This is a genomic window from Saccharopolyspora dendranthemae (assembly GCF_007829955.1).
GTDB lineage: Bacteria > Actinomycetota > Actinomycetes > Mycobacteriales > Pseudonocardiaceae > Saccharopolyspora > Saccharopolyspora dendranthemae.
In genome coordinates this window covers 128,056-145,761 of the sequence record NZ_VIWX01000007.1, presented here as the reverse complement: position 1 = coordinate 145,761, position 17,706 = coordinate 128,056, and the positions used below count along the sequence as shown (strand labels likewise).

Here is a 17,706-nt window from a genome sequence, read left to right as displayed (position 1 = left end):
CCCCTCAGCTCTCCCCAACGGATTCACCGACGGCCCATGCCCTGCAGCTGCGCTCGCAGTTCCGGCGTGAGCTGACGGCCGACCCGCTCCACGAGCAGGGTCATCTCGTAGGCGACCAGGCCGATGTCGGCGTTGGGCGCGGCGAGGACGGCCAGGCACGAGCCGTCGCTGATCGACATCAGGAACAGGTAGCCCTGCTCCATCTCGACGACGGTCTGGGTCACCTCGCCTGCCTCGAAGCAGCGCGCTGCACCTTGGGTGAGGCTGACCAGACCTGACGCGACGGCGGAAAGCTGCTCGGCGCGGTCACGCGGCAAGCCCTGGGAACCGGCCAGCAGCAGACCATCCGCGGACACGACCACCGAGTGCGCCACGCCGGGTACCCGACGCACGAAGTCGGTGATCAGCCAACTGAAGCTGTTGCTGCTCATCGGTTGCTGCACGGACCCGTTCACTCCTGCTCCTCGGGACGGCTCGGATTCGAGCGGGGAAGTTCGGTGGAAACCGGTTCGGCCTTGGCGTGCCTGCCCCGATGGACGCCCTGCTGGAAGTTCGCCATGCGACCGCGGACGGCATCAGCCGAACGCGGGGCTGCGGGCTTGCGGCGGGGAGTCTGCGGGGTGCGGGGTGCTGCCGAGCCGGGCACGAGGTTGGTCTTCGGGACCCGCTTGGGAAGTCCGGCCGCGGTCGTCTCCTGGACCTCGTGGGTCTGCAGCAGGGCCTCGGCGGCTTTCCAACCGACGTCCGCTTGCCCCCAGCCCGGGTCGGGCGTGGTGGTTCGCGGAACTTCGTCGACTACCGGTTCCGGCGCGGAGCTCGACGGGGTCGAGGGCGCGGCGGTTTCCGGCGCGGCGGGCTTGGGGTCAGCGGCGGCCGGGGTCGAGTCCTCGACATCGGATTCCCGGAACCACTGCGAGAGCACGGCTTCGTAGATCGGCAGGCGTTGGGTCGGCGCATCGTCCATGTCCCAGGACTCCCTCGGCTCGTCGTCGGCGCGAGCCGGCGATCCGCCGTCGAAGCCCGGGTGGTCCGGACCGGAAGTTCCCCGCACGGATGCGCTCTCGGACTCCCAGGACTCCGACGCCGGCTCTGGCCGACTCTCGTTTCCTGGGGCGCCCTCGTGGCCGCCACCGAAGGCCGCACCGATTCCACTGCCGTTCAGGCTGTTGCCGTTCAGGGAGCCGCTCTCGGGCTCGCTCCCGTTCAGACCGCCACCGCTGACGCCGTTCGAACCCTCGTCGGAGCCGAACGGTTGGGACGGGGCGAAGTTCTTGTGCTTCTCCGCCTCGAACGGGCTGTGGAACAGATCGGTCGACGAGGTCTCCGACGGTGCACCGCACTGCCCGTCGAAGCCCGGGTCGATATCCGGCCAGGCTTCCGCCCCGACACCGTCGTCGTGGGGCGCCCAGCCGTCATCCTCCCATCGGGGGACGCTCGTTGCGCCGAACGAATCGCCGGAGGAGGTCGTCACGGAGTACTGCGGGGGCTGATCCCCGTCGTCCGCCGAGTCGTCGGGAGCACCGAACCCGTTGTAGGACGAGGCTCCGAAGTCGGAGTCCATCGCCGCCTGGTTCATCGAGGTGAACGCGGTCGGCGGCTCGGAGCTGCTCAGGCTCGGCAGCTCGGCGCGGCTGGTCGGCGCGTCCAGGCCCGGCTGCTGGCCGTTGTTGTTCACGGCGGCGCGACCGCCGAAGGCCGCGGCCAGGCCCAGCTGCGTGCCGGTCTCCCCGAGCGCACCGCGTTCCTCCGGCTGCGGGGCGCGCGGCATGTCGGGCATCGGCACCGGGCCGTCCGGCGTGAGCTGCACGACCAGTTCGCCGCTGAGGCGCACGGTGGCGGTGACGCCACCTTCCAGGCCGTCGTTGTTGCCGAGCTCGACCTCGATGTTGTGCCTGCGGGCCAGCTGACCGACCACGAACAGGCCCATGCGGCGGGACACCGCGACGTCGATCTCCGGCGGGCGGACGAGCCGTTCGTTGATCTCGTCGATCTCGCCCGCGTCGATGCCCACGCCGCGGTCGCGGATCTCGATGACCAGCTGCTGGCGGCGGTAGGCGGTGCGGACCGTGACCTCGGTGTCCGGGTTGGAGAACACGGTGGCGTTCTCCAGCAGCTCGGCGACCAGGTGCACGAAGTCGTTGACCACGCGGCCCTGCAGGGCCAGCTCGGGGGCGTCGACCACGGCGACCCGGGCGTACTGCTCGACCTCGGAGACCGCGGCGCCGAGGACCTCGTTGAGCGGGACCGGGCGCATGGTGCGCCGGGTGAGGTCGGTGCCGCCGAGGATCAGCAGGTTCTCGTTGTTCCGCCGCATGCGGGTCGCTAGGTGGTCCAGCTCGAAGAGGCTGGAGAGCTGGTCCGGGTCCTGCTCGTCCTGCTCCAGGCGGTCGATCAGGGCCAGCTGGCGCTGCACCAGGGTCTGCGACCGGCGGGCGAGGTTGACGAACAGGTCGTTGACGTTGTTGCGGAGCATCGCCTGCTCCACGGCCAGCCGCAGCGCCTGCTGGTGGACCGCGTCGAAGGTGCGGGCGACCTGCCCGATCTCCTCGTCGGTGTAGACCGGCACCGTCGGCACCGTCGTCTGGTGGGACGCGCCCGGGTTGTCGGTGACCCGGTTGATCGCGTCCGGCAGGCTCTGCTGCGCGATCTCCAGCGCGCTGTAGCGCAGGGTCCGCAGCGGTCGCAGCATCGAGCGGGCGATGTAGGCCGCCACGCCGAACGCCACGATCAGCAGCAGCGCCACCAGAGCGGAGTCGCGGATCAGCGTCCAGGTCGCCGAGTCGGCCAGCGAGGAGGCGTCGGAGTGCAGGTCCTCCAGGACGTCCGACTCGACCTCGCGGACGAGGTCGGTGCGCTGCCCGGACTGCTGCCCCCAGTCAGCCGGCGAGACGCCGAGGTTCTGGTCCTGCTGATCGTTGTCGTAGGCGATCAGCGAGCTCTGCTCCAGCTGCTCGGTGCGGTCGACCGCGGCACCGGCGACGCGCTCGGCGAACAGCGCGCGCTGCTCCTGGGTCGCCGCGGCCTCGAACTCGCCGTAAGCGGCCTCGTAGCGAGCGTCGGCCGCGCGCATCTGGTCGGGCTGACCGGTCAGGAACTGGTTCCGCAACGACGCGCTGAGCAGCGTCGAGCGCTGCCGCGCGAGCTGCTCCTTGGCCTGGCCGAGGGAGTCGGCGGCGCGTGCGGTCTGAGCGGTCGCGGTGTCGGCCGCGGAGTTGGCGACCTGGTTGTTGATCGACAGCAGGGTGTCGATCACCGAGTTGTAGGCGATCATCGTCTGCGGGCTGGTGAAGCCGCCGCTGACGGTGCCGCGCAGCGCTCCGAGGCTGCTGATCCGGTGCTGGGCGCTCTCGTAGGCGAAGCGGACCTCGGGGGTGAACCCGGAGATCTGCGGCTCGTAGGCGAGCACCTGCTGGACGGCCGCGTCGACCCGCTGCCCCTGCGCCGCGTAGTCGTTGCCCGCGGTACCGCCGTTGGCGGTGGTGAGCACGATCGCGAAGTCCCGCTCGCGCTGCAGTTCGTGGGTGAGGTTGGAGGTCTGCTGCGCCAACTCGACCTGGTCGACGATGGTCTGCATCTGCGACTGGCTGTGCAGACCGTCGTAGATGCGCACGCCACCGACGCCCAACGCGGCCAAGGTGGGCACGAGCAGAACGGCGGCCATCTTGTACCGGAGGCGCCAGTTGCGCAGCCACCACTTCTTGGTCCGGGTGGCAGCCGGATCGGCTGCGCCGGTTGCGGTCGCGGGGTCGTTGTTGAGCATCCCTGTTTCCTGCGCTGCGGCGGACATGTGCGGAACCGCCACGGCTAGTTGCCCTTCCTCACCGTGGCAGTGGAGATCATCGTGCTGGGAATGTGCCCGCGAACCGACGCGGTCGCGTCGGGTACCCACGAGCGGGTCCACGTCACCTCGACGATCGAGCTTCCGCAGACCCCGACTCTGTCAGTCGGGCTTGCCATCACACTCCCTGGTCACAACGTGCATTCCCCCGAAGCAGAGGCCAGTCACCTCGACGGGCGAGACTATACTTAACCTGGCGTCACAAGTCAGGCCCCCAACGCTGGCCTCCGTCACTCTTCAGAGTGCTTTGGACAACAGCTGGGCCGATCGTGTGACTCATAGTTAGTTACGCCTGGTTGTAACCCGATAGTTCAAACCTTTACAGTCCTTTTTGCGCCCCATCAGTCACGGCAGTCGAGTATGAGCCCCGGTTCGCCCCGGCGCCTCCGTCGAAGGTCGTGGTCAAGTCCACAGTGCACAGACGCACCTGGCGGACCCTACTCGGGGTTGTTCGCGCCGAGCCGGCGGAGCTGACGCAGGGCCCGGTGCTCCAAGTCGTGCTGTTGCAAGGAGGACTCGATGACCCTGGCCAGTCGCGCTATGTCGCGGAGAGGGCTGCTCAAACTCGCAGGTGGAACGGCAACCGCCGGGGCGCTGATGGGCGCCAGCGGATGCGGCCTGCTGGGCGGCTCCGAGTCGGCGGGCGGCGGCGACGGCTCGGTCGAGAAGCCCAACCTCAAGGTCGGCGCCATGCCGGTCACCGACCTCGCGCCCCTGCACCTGGCCGTGCGCAACGGCATCTTCAAGCAGGAGGGCCTCAACGTCGAGATCGTCACGACCTCGGACGGCAGCGCGGCGCTGACCAGCACCATCGGCGGCGACTACGACATCACCTACGCCAGCTACGTGCCGTTCTTCGCGGCGCAGGCCCGGGGTGTCGCGGACCTGAAGATCGTGGCCGACTGCGGCGCCGGTGCGCCGAACACGACCACGATCATGACCTCGCCGTCCTCGAAGGTCCGCACGCCGCAGGACCTGGCGGGCAAGACCATCGCCATCTCCGGACCGCGCACGATCTCGGAACTGCTGGTCAAGGCCACGATGCGGGCCTACGGCGTGGACTTCTCCAAGTCCGAGTTCACCGCCATCCCGTTCATCAACATGCCGGCCGCGCTGCAGCAGGGCCGGGTCGACGCGGCGATCCTGACCGAGCCGTTCCTGACCCAGGCCGCGCGCACCAGCGGCGCCGTCCCGGTGGCCGACACCAACACCGGCCCGCTGGAGGACCTGCCGCTGACCGGCTACGGAGCGACCGCGAAGTTCGTGCAGGAGAACCCGCAGACGGTGGCGGCCTTCCAGCGCGCGATGGACCGCGCCGTGGCCGAGTCGCAGGACCGCTCGAAGATCGAGCCGCTGCTGCCCGAGTTCGCCAAGATCGACAAGGAAACCGCCGCGATCATCAGCCTGCTGAAGTTCAACTCGCGCGCCGACGCGACGCGTCTGCAGCGGGTTCCGCGCCTGATGAAGGACTTCGGCTTCCTGGACAACGAGGTCGACGTGGCCAAGATGATCGTTCCGCCGAAGCCGGCCTGACCAACGTCTCAGCCGCAAGGCTGAGCGGGCACCTCCCTTCGCGGGAGCCTGGCGACGGTCCACCTCAGTCGAAGTGCTGAGGGACGGATCGCCCGGCCCTCCGGGGACGCCCTCGCAGCACGCACCAGCCGCAGGTGCTTCGTCACGTACGAGGCATCTGCGGCTTTTGTCTGTTTCGCATCTGGGTATTTCCCGTTATGAACACAAGATCACTCCAATGCACTGTGGACAGCACTCTGCGTATTGTTTGCGTTCGTTAAGTAGTGACAGGCGCAACACCTTCGAGTAATGGACACAACGAGCCCATTACGGCTGGTTGTCGCCTCCTGATCAGGTATCTAGAGTTCTTCATCACCGATGCAGTCGGTGATCCCGAGAACACGGGCCGCGCGCGGAGGCCGCCCACACCTCGCGACTCGCCGCGCGACCAGCACCGCTTCGGCCGCAACGGCCTCGGTCCACGCACGTCGCACAGCCGCCAGGGCCCCACACCCCGCCATGCCAGGAGGAAATGCCATGCGTCCGACGAACCGCTCCCTCGACCGCCGGAACCTGCTGAAACTCGCAGGCGGCGCGGCAACCGCGGGAGCCCTGATGGGCGCCAGCGGTTGCGGGCTGCTGGGCGGCGCGGAGCAGCAGTCGTCCGGCAACGGCAAGGTGGAGAAGGAGAACCTGCGCATCGGCGCCCTGCCCACCGCGGAGCTGGCCCCGCTGTACCTGGCCGCCGAGGCCGGCCACTTCCAGCGCGAGGGCCTCAAGGTCGAGATCGTCCCCTCCTCCGACGGCGGCGCCGCGCTCAACAGCGCGATCGGCGGTGACCTCGACATCACCTTCTCCAGCTACGTGCCGATCTTCGCCGCGCAGGCCAAGGGCGTGGCCGACCTCAAGATCGTCGCGGACTGCATGTCGGGGGTACCCAACAGCTGCCTGATCATGTCGACGCCGAACTCCGGGGTGCGCACCGCCGCTGACCTGGCGGGCAAGAGGACCGCGATCTCCGGCCCGGGCACCATCTCCGAGCTGCTGGTGAAGGCCTCGATGAAGGCCAACAACGTGCCCTTCGACAAGGTCGAGATGGTGCCGCTGGGCTTCATCAACATGCCCAACGCGCTCAAGTCCGGCCAGGTCGACGCCGCCTTCGTCGTGGAGCCCTTCCTGACGCTGGCCGCCCGCGACGCCGACGCCGTGCCGGTGCTCGACACCATCACCGGCCCGCTGGAGGACCTGCCGCTGGGCGGCTACGTCTCCAACGCCCAGTTCGCCGAGAAGAATCCGAAGACGGTCGCGGCGTTCCAGCGCGCGATGACCTCCGCGGTGGCCGAGGCGCAGGACCGGGCGAAGATCGAGCCGCTGCTCCCGAAGTTCGCGAAGATCGACAAGGAAACTGCGTCCATCATCACAATGCTGAAATTGAACGCGCGCGCGGACGCCACCCGCTTGCAGCGCGTTCCCCGATTGATGCTGGAATTCGGTTACATCACCAAGGACGTCGACGTGGCGAGCATGATCATCAAGCCGCCGCAGAGTTGATCGGGACATGACCAGAACAATCCGGGGTCTGCTCGGACTGCTGGGCTTCCTGCTGTTGTGGGAAGCCTTCAGCAGGTCCGGGCTCGTCGACCCGCAGTACTTCCCCCCGCCCTCGGTCGTGCTGGCCAGGTTCGTCGAGCTCCTCGGCGACTCCTCCTTCCTGCTCGACCTGATCGCGAGCGTGCTGGCCTGGGCCATCGCGCTGGGCATCTCCATCGCCATCGCGGTTCCCGCCGGGCTGCTGCTGGGCAGCGTCCGGGGCATCCGGGTGGCCACCCGCGCGATCATCGAGTTCCTCCGGCCGATCCCCTCCGTGGCGCTGATCCCGCTGGCCATCGTGCTGGTCGGCTCCGGCCCGGAGACCAAGATCGCCCTCGCCGTGTACGCGGCCGTGTGGCCGATCCTGTTCAACACGATCTACGCGCTGGACGAGGTCGACCCGGTCATGGTCGACACCGCGCGGTCCTTCGGCTTCGGCCGGACGCGCACGATGTTCACCGTGCTGCTGCCCAACGCGGCGCCGTTCGTGCTCACCGGTATCCGGATGTCGGCCTCGGTCGCGCTGATCCTGGTGGTCAGCACGGAGTTCCTGGCAGGAGGGGGCAGCGGGCTCGGCAGCTTCGTGCTGGACGCCTCGACCGGTGCCGGGCGGATGGACCTGGTCCTCGCCGGGACGATCGTCGCGGGCATCGTCGGCTACCTGATCAACGAGCTGCTGGAGACGGTCCACAAGCGCGGCCTCGCCTGGAGCGCGGTGGATCGGGAGGCGGTGTGATGAGTCACCCCATTCCCTCATTTCCCCATCGTCCGGGAATGAACATCGAGAATTCACCGGAATTCAACACCGGGCTGCGGGGTGCGTTGTGAACACGGCGCGCGGATTTCTCCGCCAATGGCTCGTGCTCATCATCGCGGTGCTGCTGTGGGAATTGGTGACCCAAATCGCACAGCACCCCTTCTTCCCCGCGCCGAGCAAGATTCTCGGCACCGCCGGGCAGAAGTGGTTCTCCGGTCCGCCGGAATCGCTGTTCCTGACCAGCGAGGCCACCGGTGACCTGTTCGCCAGCCTCGGCAGGGTGGCCTTCGGCTGGGTGCTGGCCGCGGTCATCGGCATCGCGCTGGGCACGCTGCTCGGCCGCTCGCGCAACCTGCTGGACTTCGTCGGGCCGCTGATGGCGTTCATGCGCGCCATCCCGTCACCGGTCCTGGTCCCGGTGTTCATCGTGCTGCTGGGCATCGGCTCGTCGATGCAGATCACGGTGATCGTGTTCAGCGTCGTGTGGCCGATCCTGCTCAACACCGTCGACGGCGTCCGATCCGTGGACCAGGTCAAGGTCGACACCGCGCGATCCTTCCGGATCCCGCGCGCGCAGTGGATCACCGGTGTGGTGCTGCCCGCCGCGACGCCCAAGATCTTCGCCGGACTGCGGGTTAGCCTGTCGTTGTCGCTGGTGCTGATGGTCGTGTCCGAACTCGTGGGCTCCACCAACGGCATCGGCTACCGGCTGATGTTCGACCAGAGGCAGTTCGACTTCCCTGCGATGTGGTCGGGAATCGTCCTGCTGGGCGTCCTCGGATACGTTTTGAACACCCTGCTGCTCGTGGTGGAACGCCGTGCGCTGAGCTGGCAACCCTCCCAGGCGTCGGCGGACCAAGTTGTCGGAGGCTGACCAATGACCCGAACGAACACGATGCTGGAAGTGTCCGGACTCGGTCACCGCTACGGCGGGGCGAACGGGCACCAGGCGATCGCCGACCTCACGTTCGAGGTCCGCACCGGTGAGCTGGCGTGCATCGTCGGCCCCTCCGGATGCGGCAAGTCGACCATGCTGCGCGGCATTTCCGGCCTGATCAAGGCGACCTCCGGGGACGTGCGGCTGCACGGCGAGCCGGTCGACGGCGTGCCCAGCGACCTGGCCGTGGTGTTCCAGGACTACAGCCGCTCGCTGTTCCCGTGGAAGTCGGTCCGGGCCAACGTCGAGTTCCCGCTGCAGGCTCGCGGCGTGAGCCGCACCGAGCGGCGGGAGCGCGCCGACGAGGTGCTCGAGTGGGTCGGCCTGTCGAGCGCGGCCAAGAAGTACCCGTGGCAGCTCTCCGGCGGCATGCAGCAGCGCGTCTCCATCGCCCGCGCCCTGGCCTGCCGACCGGCGCTGCTGCTGATGGACGAGCCGTTCGCGTCGGTCGACGCGCAGACGCGCTTCGAGCTGGAGGACCTGCTGCTGCGGGTCCGCAAGCAGTTCGACAGCACGGTCCTGCTGGTCACCCACGACATCGACGAGAGCATCTACCTCGCCGACCGGGTGTTCGTGCTCTCGAAGTCCCCGGCCACGATCGTCAAGGACCTGGAGATCCCGCTCGGCCGCGAGCGCGACCAGATCACCACCCGCGAGTCCGAGACCTTCGTGCACCTGCGCAGCGAGGTGGCCCGCCTCCTCGACGTCAAGAGCGCGGGAGTCGCCCGGCCCTCGGCAGCGGAAACCACCCAGGTCCTCTGACCTGAGAGCGCAAGAGCGGCCCCGACCACACCAGGTCGGGGCCGCTTCTCGTCTGAACCGTGCGCTCCTCCAGGAGCGGTGATCAGTACAGGAACCGCTGCCCGGGGTCGACCTTGATGTGCAGGAGGCAGGGGCCCTGCTTGCCCGCGAACTCCTCCGGCAACGCCTGGGCCAGCTCCTCCGGGGTCTGGACGAGCTTGGCCGGGCAGCCGAGGCTGGTGGCCAGCGAGACGAAGTCGATGCCGCCGAGGTCCACTCCGGGCAGCTTGCTGCCGCCCGCGGCCTCACCCAGCACGGCGACCGCCGCGTACCGCGAGTTGTCCAGGATCACGAAGGTGACCGGAGCCTGCTCCCGCACGGCGGTCCACAGCGACTGGATGCCGTACATGCTGGAGCCGTCGCCCAGCAGCGCCACCGTCCGCCTGGCCGGGTTCGCCATGCCGACACCGACCGCCGCGCCGACGCCGTAGCCCAGCGCCCCCGAGAAACCGGTGAAGAACCCGCCGTCGGTGGAGCGGACCGGGAAGTGCTCGTGCAGGTCGTTGCGGTGACTCGGAGTCTCCTCGACGACGGCCGCGTCGTCGGGCAGCTGCCCGACGAGGGTGTCGAAGACGTAGGAGGCGGTCATCGGCGTGCTCGCGGCGGGCTTCTCGGGCCGCGCCATGGCCGTCGGGGAAGGTCGGTCCAGGTCCTCGATCAGCGCGTTGACCTGCGGGACCGAGTGCGCCATCGTGCCCATCACGCCGCGTCCGGTCCGGGCCCTGGCGAGCACGTCCGGGTCGTCGTGGACCAGGAACAGCTCGGGCAGCGCGGTCTCGTTCTCACCCCGGTAGACGTGGTAGGTGAACGCCGGCGCGCCCCACACCACGACCAGGTCGTAGCCGGCGAGCTCCTCGCTGAGCAACCGCTGCTCGGGCTGCAAGAACCCGGCGAAGCACGGGTGGTCCTCCGGGAAGGAGCAGCGCGGCGACATCGGGGGCGCGAACACCGCCGCCTTCGTCTTCTCGGCCAGCCGCACCATCTCGTCGACTACCCCGTCGGCGTCGACCGCCGGACCGGTCACGAACGCGGGCCGCTCGCAGCGGCGCAGCGCCTCGGCGAGCCCGGCGACCGCCTCCGGGTCGGGCGCGAAACCGGGAGTGCGCGGACGTGCCTGGACCTCGACGCCGGGTTCGTCCCAGTCGTCGGCCGGGACGGACAGGAAGACCGGACCGTACGGCGGCGTGGTGGCCATCTGGTAGGCGCGCACCAGCGCGGCGGGGACGTCAGCGGCGCGGGCGGGCTCGTAGCTCCACTTCACGTACGGCTTGGGGAAGTTCGGGGCCTCGGTGGCACCCAGGAACGGCTCGCCGAACATCAGGCTGCGGGTCTGCTGACCAGCGGTGATGACCATCGGCGTGCGGTTGCGGTAGGCGGTGAACACCGCGCCCAGCGCGTGTCCGACACCACCGGCGGAGTGCAGGTTGACCAGCACCGGCTCGCGACGGGACTGCGCGTAGCCGTCGGCCATCGCCACGACCACCGACTCCTGCAGACCCAGGACGTAGTGGAAGTCGTCCGGCCACCCGGTCAGGAAGGGAACCTCGGTCGTGCCCGGGTTGCCGAACACCGTGGTCAACCCGAGGTCGCGCATCAGCCCCCTGGTGATGTCGCGGACCGTGCGATCCTCGCCGCCCATTCGAACTGCCTCCTCGACACGCCGATCGCCGGTACCCATCACAGCAGACCGGCTTCGTTAGCGGTAGTAATCATCAGATGCCCCGGACGTCCCCGAAGCACACGGTCTTGCGGCTGAAGACGTAGTAGCCCTCGTTCTTCCCGCACGCGGTCTCCGGGTCCTGCCCGCCGGCGATCCGGGTGACCTGGTCCTCCGACCGCGAGCACTCGATCTTCAGCGGGAGCACCTCCTCGTCGTCCTGGAAGGCCGTCAGGCAGTCGCCCACCTTGACGTCGAGGACGATGCAGTAGGCCTTGTTCCCGGTGTAGTTGACGTAGTCGTCGCCGCACTCGGCATGGCGGTCGTTCTTGACCTCGACGACCTCGTAGTCCGACTCGGGAGACCCGCAGTCCGCGCCGGACATCGCGCCGCCCCGCTCGTCGCGCAGCGCCATGCAGTCACCCGCTTCGACCTGGCTCCCCGCGGTCAGCGCGAACGCGACCGCGATGCCACCGCCCACCAGCAGCAGCGCGCCACCGACCACGAGCCCGACGATCAAGCCGGTCCGCGACTTCTTCGGCGGCTGCGGGAACTGCTGCTGCTGACCACCCGCCACCTGGCGCCAGAAGGCGTCCGACCCCTGCTGCGGGTACTGGTAGCCCTGCTGCGGGGTGTGCCCCTGCTGCCAGCCACCCGGGTGCGGCCCGGGCTGCGCACCGTGCGGATCCGGTTGCGGTGGGTAGGTCACAAGTCCTCCGAAGTCGAGTTCGCCACGAGCAATCTACCCAGCCAGGCAAAACGCTCGTTTACGCGGCGTCTCGCCGCAGGACGAACATGAAGGGCGCGTCCGCACCGCGCAGGTCCATCGCGCACAGCAGGGTGCTGTCGTCGACCGCGCGGAACGGGTCGTAGATCGGCAGCGCGTCGTAGACCATCGCGGCGGAGGACACGCCCCGGTACTCGACCATCCGCAGCCGGGCACGGGGTTCGCGCGTGGTCATCAGCGGCATCAGGAGGCGGAACAGCTTCGCCACGACGGGGCTGTCGAGCTTGTCGGCGACCTTCAGCATCGGGCGGATCGGGACGAACGCCGGGTTGATGCTCACCACCCGGCCACCGGAAGCCGAGAACAGCAGCGGGTGGGCCCGCTCGGGGCCGTCGAAGCTCTTGCCGTACCAGCCGAACCGCTCGAGCAGCCCGTCGAGCGGGTTCCCGGTGTCGATCCCGTTGCCGCGCCAGGTGCCGGCCAAGTCGTCCACGCGCACGGCGGGCAGCGAGTCGAACAGCTCCAGCACGTCCGCCAAGGCGGCTCCGCCTTCCAGCTCCCGCAGCCGCTCAGCAGCGTTCTCCACAGCCATCCCGTTCCTCACTCCCATCACGCACGGCACCAAGATCGACGAAACGCTCGCACTCCCCCCACCCCGCCACAACCCCCACCCCAGGGCGCGCGAGCGGGCGGGTCTTTCGCAGGAACGGTGTTTCCAGCGTGTTGATCAGTAGGTTTCGGCGTCCGGCCAGCGGTCACCGAAGGTGATGGCGAAGGCGTCGAGGACTGGCTTCCAACGTGTCGTCCATCGGGTGCGGCCGGCTCCGGTGGGATCCAGGCTGCGGGTTACAAGATACAGGCATTTCAGCGCTGCCTGTTCGTTGGGGAAATGTCCTCGTGCGCGGACCGCTCGACGGTAGCGGGCGTTGAGGGATTCGATTGCATTGGTGGAGCACAGCACTTTCCGGATCTCGACGTCGTAGGAGAGGAACGGCGTGAATTCTTCCCAGGCGTTGCGCCACAATCGGATCATGGCCCGGTACTGCTTGCCCCATTTCTCATCGAGATCGTCAAGAGCGGCCAGTGCCGCGTCCGGGTTCGGTGCGGTGTAAATCGGTTTGATGTCCTTTTTGACCTCATCCCATTTCTGCCGGGGAACGAGCCGGAAAGTGTTGCGAATCAGATGGACGATGCAGGTCTGGACGATGGTGTGCGGCCACACCGAGGCGACGGAATCCGGGAGTCCTTTCAAGCCATCACAGACGCAGAAGAAGACATCGGTGATGCCGCGATTTTTCAGATCCATCAGGACCGACAGCCAGAACTTCGCGCCCTCGCCGCCGGTGCCCATCCACAGCCCCAGCACGTCCTTGCGGCCGTCCACAGTGACCCCGATCGCCGCGTAGACGGGCTGGTTGGCCACCTGACCGTCCCGGACCTTGACCACGACAGCGTCAATGAAGATCGCGGCGTAGACCGAATCCAGCGGACGGTTGCGCCAATCCTCCATCTCCCGTACGACCGTGTCGGTGATACGGGAGATCGTGTCCTTGGACACCGACGCCCCGTAGATTTCCGCGAAATGCGCGGAAATTTCCCCGGTGGTCAATCCCTTCGCATACAGTGACAACACCACCTCGTCCACACTGCCGAGACGGCGCTGCCGCTTTCGTACGATCCGCGGCTCGAATGTTCCTTCACGATCCCGCGGAACCGTGATCTCGATCGCGCCGGCCGCATCGGAGATCACGGTCTTCGGACGGGAACCGTTGCGCACATTCGCTGAATCCCGGCCCGAGTCGGCACGGTTTTTCTCATGCCCGAGGTGCTCGGTCAGTTCCTCGTTCAACGCCGTTTCCAACACATTCTTGGTGAACAGCTTCAAAAGCCCATCCGGACCGGTCAAATCCAGGCCCTTGTCCTTGGCCATCGCCACCATCTCGGCCACAGCGGCCTGCTCAGGAGACAACGTCCGATCCGACTTGCCGATCTTCTTCCGGTCTGCGCTCACAGCGTCAGAGCTCATCACTCACAGTGCCCATCCCGCCGGACCCACGCCCGGCGCGTCAGGCTGGAAACACCGTTACCCCGACAGTCCCGAGCGGGCAGCGCCGGGTCACCCGATCCCAGTTTTAGTCCAAACCGAGCCATGATCATGTCCGAAATGTCGGCTCAGTTTGGACTAAATGTGGTGTCTGGGGAGGTTGGTCAGTCGGGTGATGGGTGGTTGGCCTCCGGTGGCGGAGTGGGGGCGGTGGTGATTGTAGAAGTGGAGCCAGTTGGGGAGGGCGGTGTTGCGTTGGTGGGTGGAGTTGTAGAAGCGGGCGTAGGCCCAGCCGTCGGCGAGGGTGCGGTGGAATCGTTCGATTTTGCCGTTGGTTTGTGGCCGGTAGGGGCGGGTGCGTTTGTGGGTGATGCCGAGTTGGTGGCAGGTGTCGCGCCAGTGGTGTGAGCGGTAGCAGGCGCCGTTGTCGGACAGGACGCGTTCGATGGTGACGCCGTGGTCGGCGAACCAGGCCACGGCGCGGTGCAGGACCTGGGTGGCGGTGGTGGCTTTTTCGTCGGCGTGGATTTCGGCGTAGGCGAGGCGTGAGTGGTCGTCGATGACGGTGTGGACGTGGGCGGTGCCCAGTCGGGGGCCTTGGTGGCGGTCGCGGAGGCCGGTGCGGCGTGCGGTGGCGGCCCGGTTGCGTTTGGCCTGGGGGTGGTCGAGGTAGCGCCAGCCGCCGCCGTCGGGGATGTTGCCGAATTTGGTGACGTCGACGTGGATCAGTGATCCGGGGTGGTCGTGTTCGTAGCGGCGTAGGGGTTCGCCGGTGACCCGGTCGATGCGGGAGAGCCGGTTGATCCGGCAGCGCACCAGGACCGCGTGCACGGTCGAGGCCGCCAGGCCCACGCGCCCGCCGATCTGGACCGGACCCAGCCGGTGACGCCACCGCCACCCCACGATCCGCCGCACCAGCTGGTCAGGGGTTTTGTTCGGGCTGTGGTGCGGCCGGCTACTGCGATCCCGCATGCCCGCGACACCCTCCTCGCGGTATCGCCGGGCCCACTTGCTCGCGGTTTTCGGCGCCACCATGAACATCTTCGCCACATGAGTGGCCGTGCAGCCGTCCTCGACGATGAAACGAGCCAGTCGCAGCCGGGTACGCGGGGTCAGCGTCGCGTTAGGGTGGGACACGAAGGCCTCCGGTTGATGAAGCGGTTTCTAGGCAACTCCACTTCACAACCAGAGGCCTTCACCTGTCTACGGAACAGACCAACCCACCGGGACAACCTCCCCGGACATCACAACTAAAACTGGGACTTGGTGAGGAGCGCTCGACACGGGCCGGGCGATTTGGGTCACTTCGGGGCTTCGCGGGGGCTGGATCCCGCGGGGGCGTCGCGGACGAGTGGAATACTGGGGCGGGAGTCCTGATGGTGGCTGCCGATAGTGTCGATCACCTGCGGAAACGCCACCCGACCCCCGAGGGAGCGCTCACCTTGACCGACGGACCCCTGATCGTCCAGTCCGACAAGACGTTGCTGCTCGAGGTCGATCACGACCTCGCCGACGACGCGCGCACCGGCATCGCACCCTTCGCCGAGCTGGAGCGCGCGCCGGAGCACGTGCACACCTACCGGATCACGCCGCTGGCGCTGTGGAACGCGCGTGCCGCCGGGCACGACGCGGAGCAGGTCGTCGACGGGCTGGTCCGCTTCTCCCGCTACCCCGTTCCGCAGCCGCTGCTGGTCGACATCGTCGAGACCATGGGCCGCTTCGGCCGGCTGCAGCTGACCAACGACCCCGCGCACGGACTCGTGCTGGTCTCGCTCGACCGGGCCGTGCTCGAAGAGGTCCTGCGCAACAAGAAGATCGCCCCGATGCTCGGCGCGCGCGTCGACGACGACACCGTCGTGGTGCACCCCAGCGAGCGCGGGCGCCTCAAGCAGATGCTGCTCAAGGTCGGCTGGCCCGCCGAGGACCTCGCCGGCTACGTCGACGGCGAGGCACACCCCATCGAGCTCCACCAGGACGGCTGGAACCTGCGCGACTACCAGCGCCAGGCCGTGCAGTCGTTCTGGGCCGGCGGCTCCGGCGTCGTCGTGCTGCCCTGCGGCGCGGGCAAGACGCTGGTCGGCGCCGCGGCGATGGCAGAGGCCGCTGCGACCACGTTGATCCTGGTCACCAACACCGTCGCGGGCCGCCAGTGGAAGCGCGAGCTGATCGAGCGCACCTCGCTGACCGAGGAGGAGATCGGCGAGTACTCCGGTGAGAAGAAGGAGATCCGGCCGGTCACCATCGCGACCTACCAGGTGATCACCCGCCGTTCCAAGGGCGAGTACAAGCACCTGGAGCTGTTCGACTCCCGCGACTGGGGCCTGGTCGTCTACGACGAGGTGCACCTGCTGCCCGCCCCGGTCTTCCGGATGACCGCCGACCTGCAGTCCCGCCGCCGGCTCGGCCTGACCGCCACCCTCGTCCGCGAGGACGGCCGGGAAGGCGACGTGTTCTCGCTGATCGGCCCCAAGCGCTACGACGCCCCCTGGAAGGACATCGAGGCGCAGGGCTGGATCGCGCCGGCCGAGTGCGTCGAGGTGCGGGTGACGCTCACCGACAACGAGCGCCTGCAGTACGCCACCGCGGAAGCCGAGGAGCGCTACAAGCTCTGCGCGACCGCGCGCACCAAGGTCCCGGTGGTCAAGGCGATCCTCGACCAGCACCCGGACGAACCGGCCCTGGTCATCGGCGCGTACCTGGACCAGCTGCACGAGCTCGGCGAGGCGCTGGACGCTCCGATCATCGAGGGATCGACGAAGAACAAGGAGCGCGAGGAACTCTTCGACGCGTTCCGGCGCGGCGAGATCAACCGGCTCGTCGTGTCCAAGGTCGCCAACTTCTCGATCGACCTGCCGGAAGCCTCCGTCGCCGTTCAGGTTTCGGGTACTTTCGGATCGCGCCAGGAGGAGGCGCAGCGGCTCGGGCGCTTGTTGCGGCCCAAGTCGGAGCGCAAGCAGGCGCACTTCTACTCGGTCGTCTCGCGGGACACCTTGGACACCGACTACGCGGCGCACCGGCAGCGGTTCCTCGCCGAGCAGGGCTACGCGTACCGGATCGTGGACGCCGACGACCTCCTCGGTCCGGCCCTCCCTGACGTGGGGTGACGCGAACAACGGGTGAGCCCCGGATAGCCGTCACCCAAAAGGGGTCCGCGTTCGCCTGCTTTGCAGCTACCGTTGCGATGAACGAACGCAGCGTCTGAGCTGCAAGACACTGGAGATCGGATGGAAACCGAGCACGAACGGCCGGCGATGGGCGGTGCGCACCGCTTCGTCGGACTCGCGGAGAACCTCGAGCGCTACGCCGGTCCGCCCACGGGCGCTGAACCGCCGAACGTGCACGGCACCAACCGCGGCTACGGCCTGGTGTTCTTCTTCCTGGAAGATCTCCATCTGACGACGGTGATCAGCAGCGGCCTGCGGTTCCAGCCGCTGGGCGCCGAACCCGCGCAAGAGCTGGCGTGCACGGTCTACCGGGAGCAGGCCGAGGCCGCCCGTCACCTGGTCGACCTCACCTCGGAGCTGCTGGTGCAGCAGCGGACCTTCCTCGTCCCCGACCAGATCGTGCCGAACGAGAAGCCGCTGCTGCCGGGCACCGAGTTCCACGGGGTGCTGGCCAGCGGGCATCCGATCTTCCCGTCGGAGTTCACCCGCTTCACCGACCCGGAGGGGTTCGAGCAGCTGCAGGTCTTCACGCTGCTCCCGGTCACGCTGGGCGAGCTCAACTACATCCTCGACCACGGCGTCACCGCGCTGCGTCAGCAGTGGGCGCGCTTCGAAGTCGACGTCTTCGACCTCGGCCGTCCCAGCGTCGCCTGACCGACCCGCCCCAGGACGTCGCTGA

General features: G+C 68.2%; 14 protein-coding genes. 7 read left to right on the top strand and 7 right to left on the bottom strand.

The genetic code is table 11. The features are described from left to right. Nucleotides 1–23 precede the first annotated feature (23 nt). Both FHU35_RS27370 and FHU35_RS27365 read right to left on the bottom strand, forming a co-directional pair. Nucleotides 24–431 (bottom strand): roadblock/LC7 domain-containing protein, encoded by a 408-nt coding sequence (locus FHU35_RS27370; RefSeq protein ID WP_175548002.1) that lies wholly within the window; start codon nt 429–431, stop codon nt 24–26. Between the two features lie 20 nt (nt 432–451). Then, complete coding sequence (locus FHU35_RS27365; RefSeq protein ID WP_246110610.1) at nt 452–3,787, bottom strand: sensor histidine kinase; 3,336 nt, start codon at nt 3,785–3,787, stop codon at nt 452–454. 570 nt (nt 3,788–4,357) lie between these two features. Between FHU35_RS27365 and FHU35_RS27360 the strand changes: the two genes are divergently transcribed. The 5 genes from FHU35_RS27360 (at nt 4,358) to FHU35_RS27340 (ending at nt 9,396) form a co-directional block, all read left to right on the top strand. Further along, a complete protein-coding gene (locus FHU35_RS27360) occupies nt 4,358–5,371 on the top strand; it encodes an ABC transporter substrate-binding protein (RefSeq protein ID WP_145744959.1) in 1,014 nt (337 codons plus the stop codon). Nucleotides 5,372–5,887: 516 nt separating this feature from the next. Continuing rightward, nucleotides 5,888–6,901: an ABC transporter substrate-binding protein gene (locus tag FHU35_RS27355; protein WP_145744957.1), complete on the top strand. Its 1,014-nt coding sequence runs from the start codon at nt 5,888–5,890 to the stop codon at nt 6,899–6,901. 7 nt (nt 6,902–6,908) lie between these two features. After that, nucleotides 6,909–7,676 (top strand): ABC transporter permease, encoded by a 768-nt coding sequence (locus tag FHU35_RS27350; RefSeq protein WP_145744956.1) that lies wholly within the window; start codon nt 6,909–6,911, stop codon nt 7,674–7,676. Nucleotides 7,677–7,764: 88 nt separating this feature from the next. After that, complete coding sequence (locus FHU35_RS27345) at nt 7,765–8,571, top strand: ABC transporter permease (RefSeq protein ID WP_145744954.1); 807 nt, start codon at nt 7,765–7,767, stop codon at nt 8,569–8,571. 3 nt (nt 8,572–8,574) lie between these two features. Next, nucleotides 8,575–9,396, top strand: coding sequence for an ABC transporter ATP-binding protein (locus FHU35_RS27340; protein ID WP_145744952.1), 822 nt, complete (start codon nt 8,575–8,577; stop codon nt 9,394–9,396). A gap of 82 nt (nt 9,397–9,478) precedes the next feature. Here FHU35_RS27340 and mdlC read toward each other — a convergent pair whose 3' ends face one another. The 5 genes from mdlC to FHU35_RS27315 all read right to left on the bottom strand — a co-directional run bounded on the left by mdlC (nt 9,479) and on the right by FHU35_RS27315 (nt 15,000). Then, on the bottom strand, nt 9,479–11,074 hold the full coding sequence (gene mdlC / locus FHU35_RS27335; protein ID WP_145744949.1) for a benzoylformate decarboxylase: 1,596 nt from the start codon (nt 11,072–11,074) through the stop codon (nt 9,479–9,481). 73 nt (nt 11,075–11,147) lie between these two features. Next, nucleotides 11,148–11,801, bottom strand: coding sequence for an LppU/SCO3897 family protein (locus FHU35_RS27330; RefSeq protein WP_145744947.1), 654 nt, complete (start codon nt 11,799–11,801; stop codon nt 11,148–11,150). Nucleotides 11,802–11,859: 58 nt separating this feature from the next. Beyond that, nucleotides 11,860–12,411, bottom strand: coding sequence for a DUF4334 domain-containing protein (locus tag FHU35_RS27325; protein ID WP_145744945.1), 552 nt, complete (start codon nt 12,409–12,411; stop codon nt 11,860–11,862). Nucleotides 12,412–12,546: 135 nt separating this feature from the next. Continuing rightward, the gene (locus FHU35_RS27320) at nt 12,547–13,758 is read right to left on the bottom strand and encodes an IS256 family transposase (protein WP_246110309.1); all 1,212 of its coding nucleotides are present in this window, start codon (nt 13,756–13,758) and stop codon (nt 12,547–12,549) included. Between the two features lie 243 nt (nt 13,759–14,001). Further along, on the bottom strand, nt 14,002–15,000 hold the full coding sequence (locus tag FHU35_RS27315) for an IS481 family transposase (protein ID WP_145737187.1): 999 nt from the start codon (nt 14,998–15,000) through the stop codon (nt 14,002–14,004). A gap of 305 nt (nt 15,001–15,305) precedes the next feature. Here FHU35_RS27315 and FHU35_RS27310 point away from each other — a divergent pair, with 305 nt between their 5' ends. Both FHU35_RS27310 and FHU35_RS27305 read left to right on the top strand, forming a co-directional pair. Then, nucleotides 15,306–16,967, top strand: a complete 1,662-nt coding sequence (locus FHU35_RS27310; RefSeq protein ID WP_145744943.1) for a DNA repair helicase XPB — start codon at nt 15,306–15,308, stop codon at nt 16,965–16,967. Between the two features lie 120 nt (nt 16,968–17,087). Further along, nucleotides 17,088–17,681 carry a suppressor of fused domain protein gene (locus FHU35_RS27305; RefSeq protein WP_145744941.1) on the top strand — a complete coding sequence of 198 codons (594 nt, stop codon included), beginning with the start codon at nt 17,088–17,090 and terminating at the stop codon, nt 17,679–17,681. Nucleotides 17,682–17,706 lie beyond the last annotated feature (25 nt).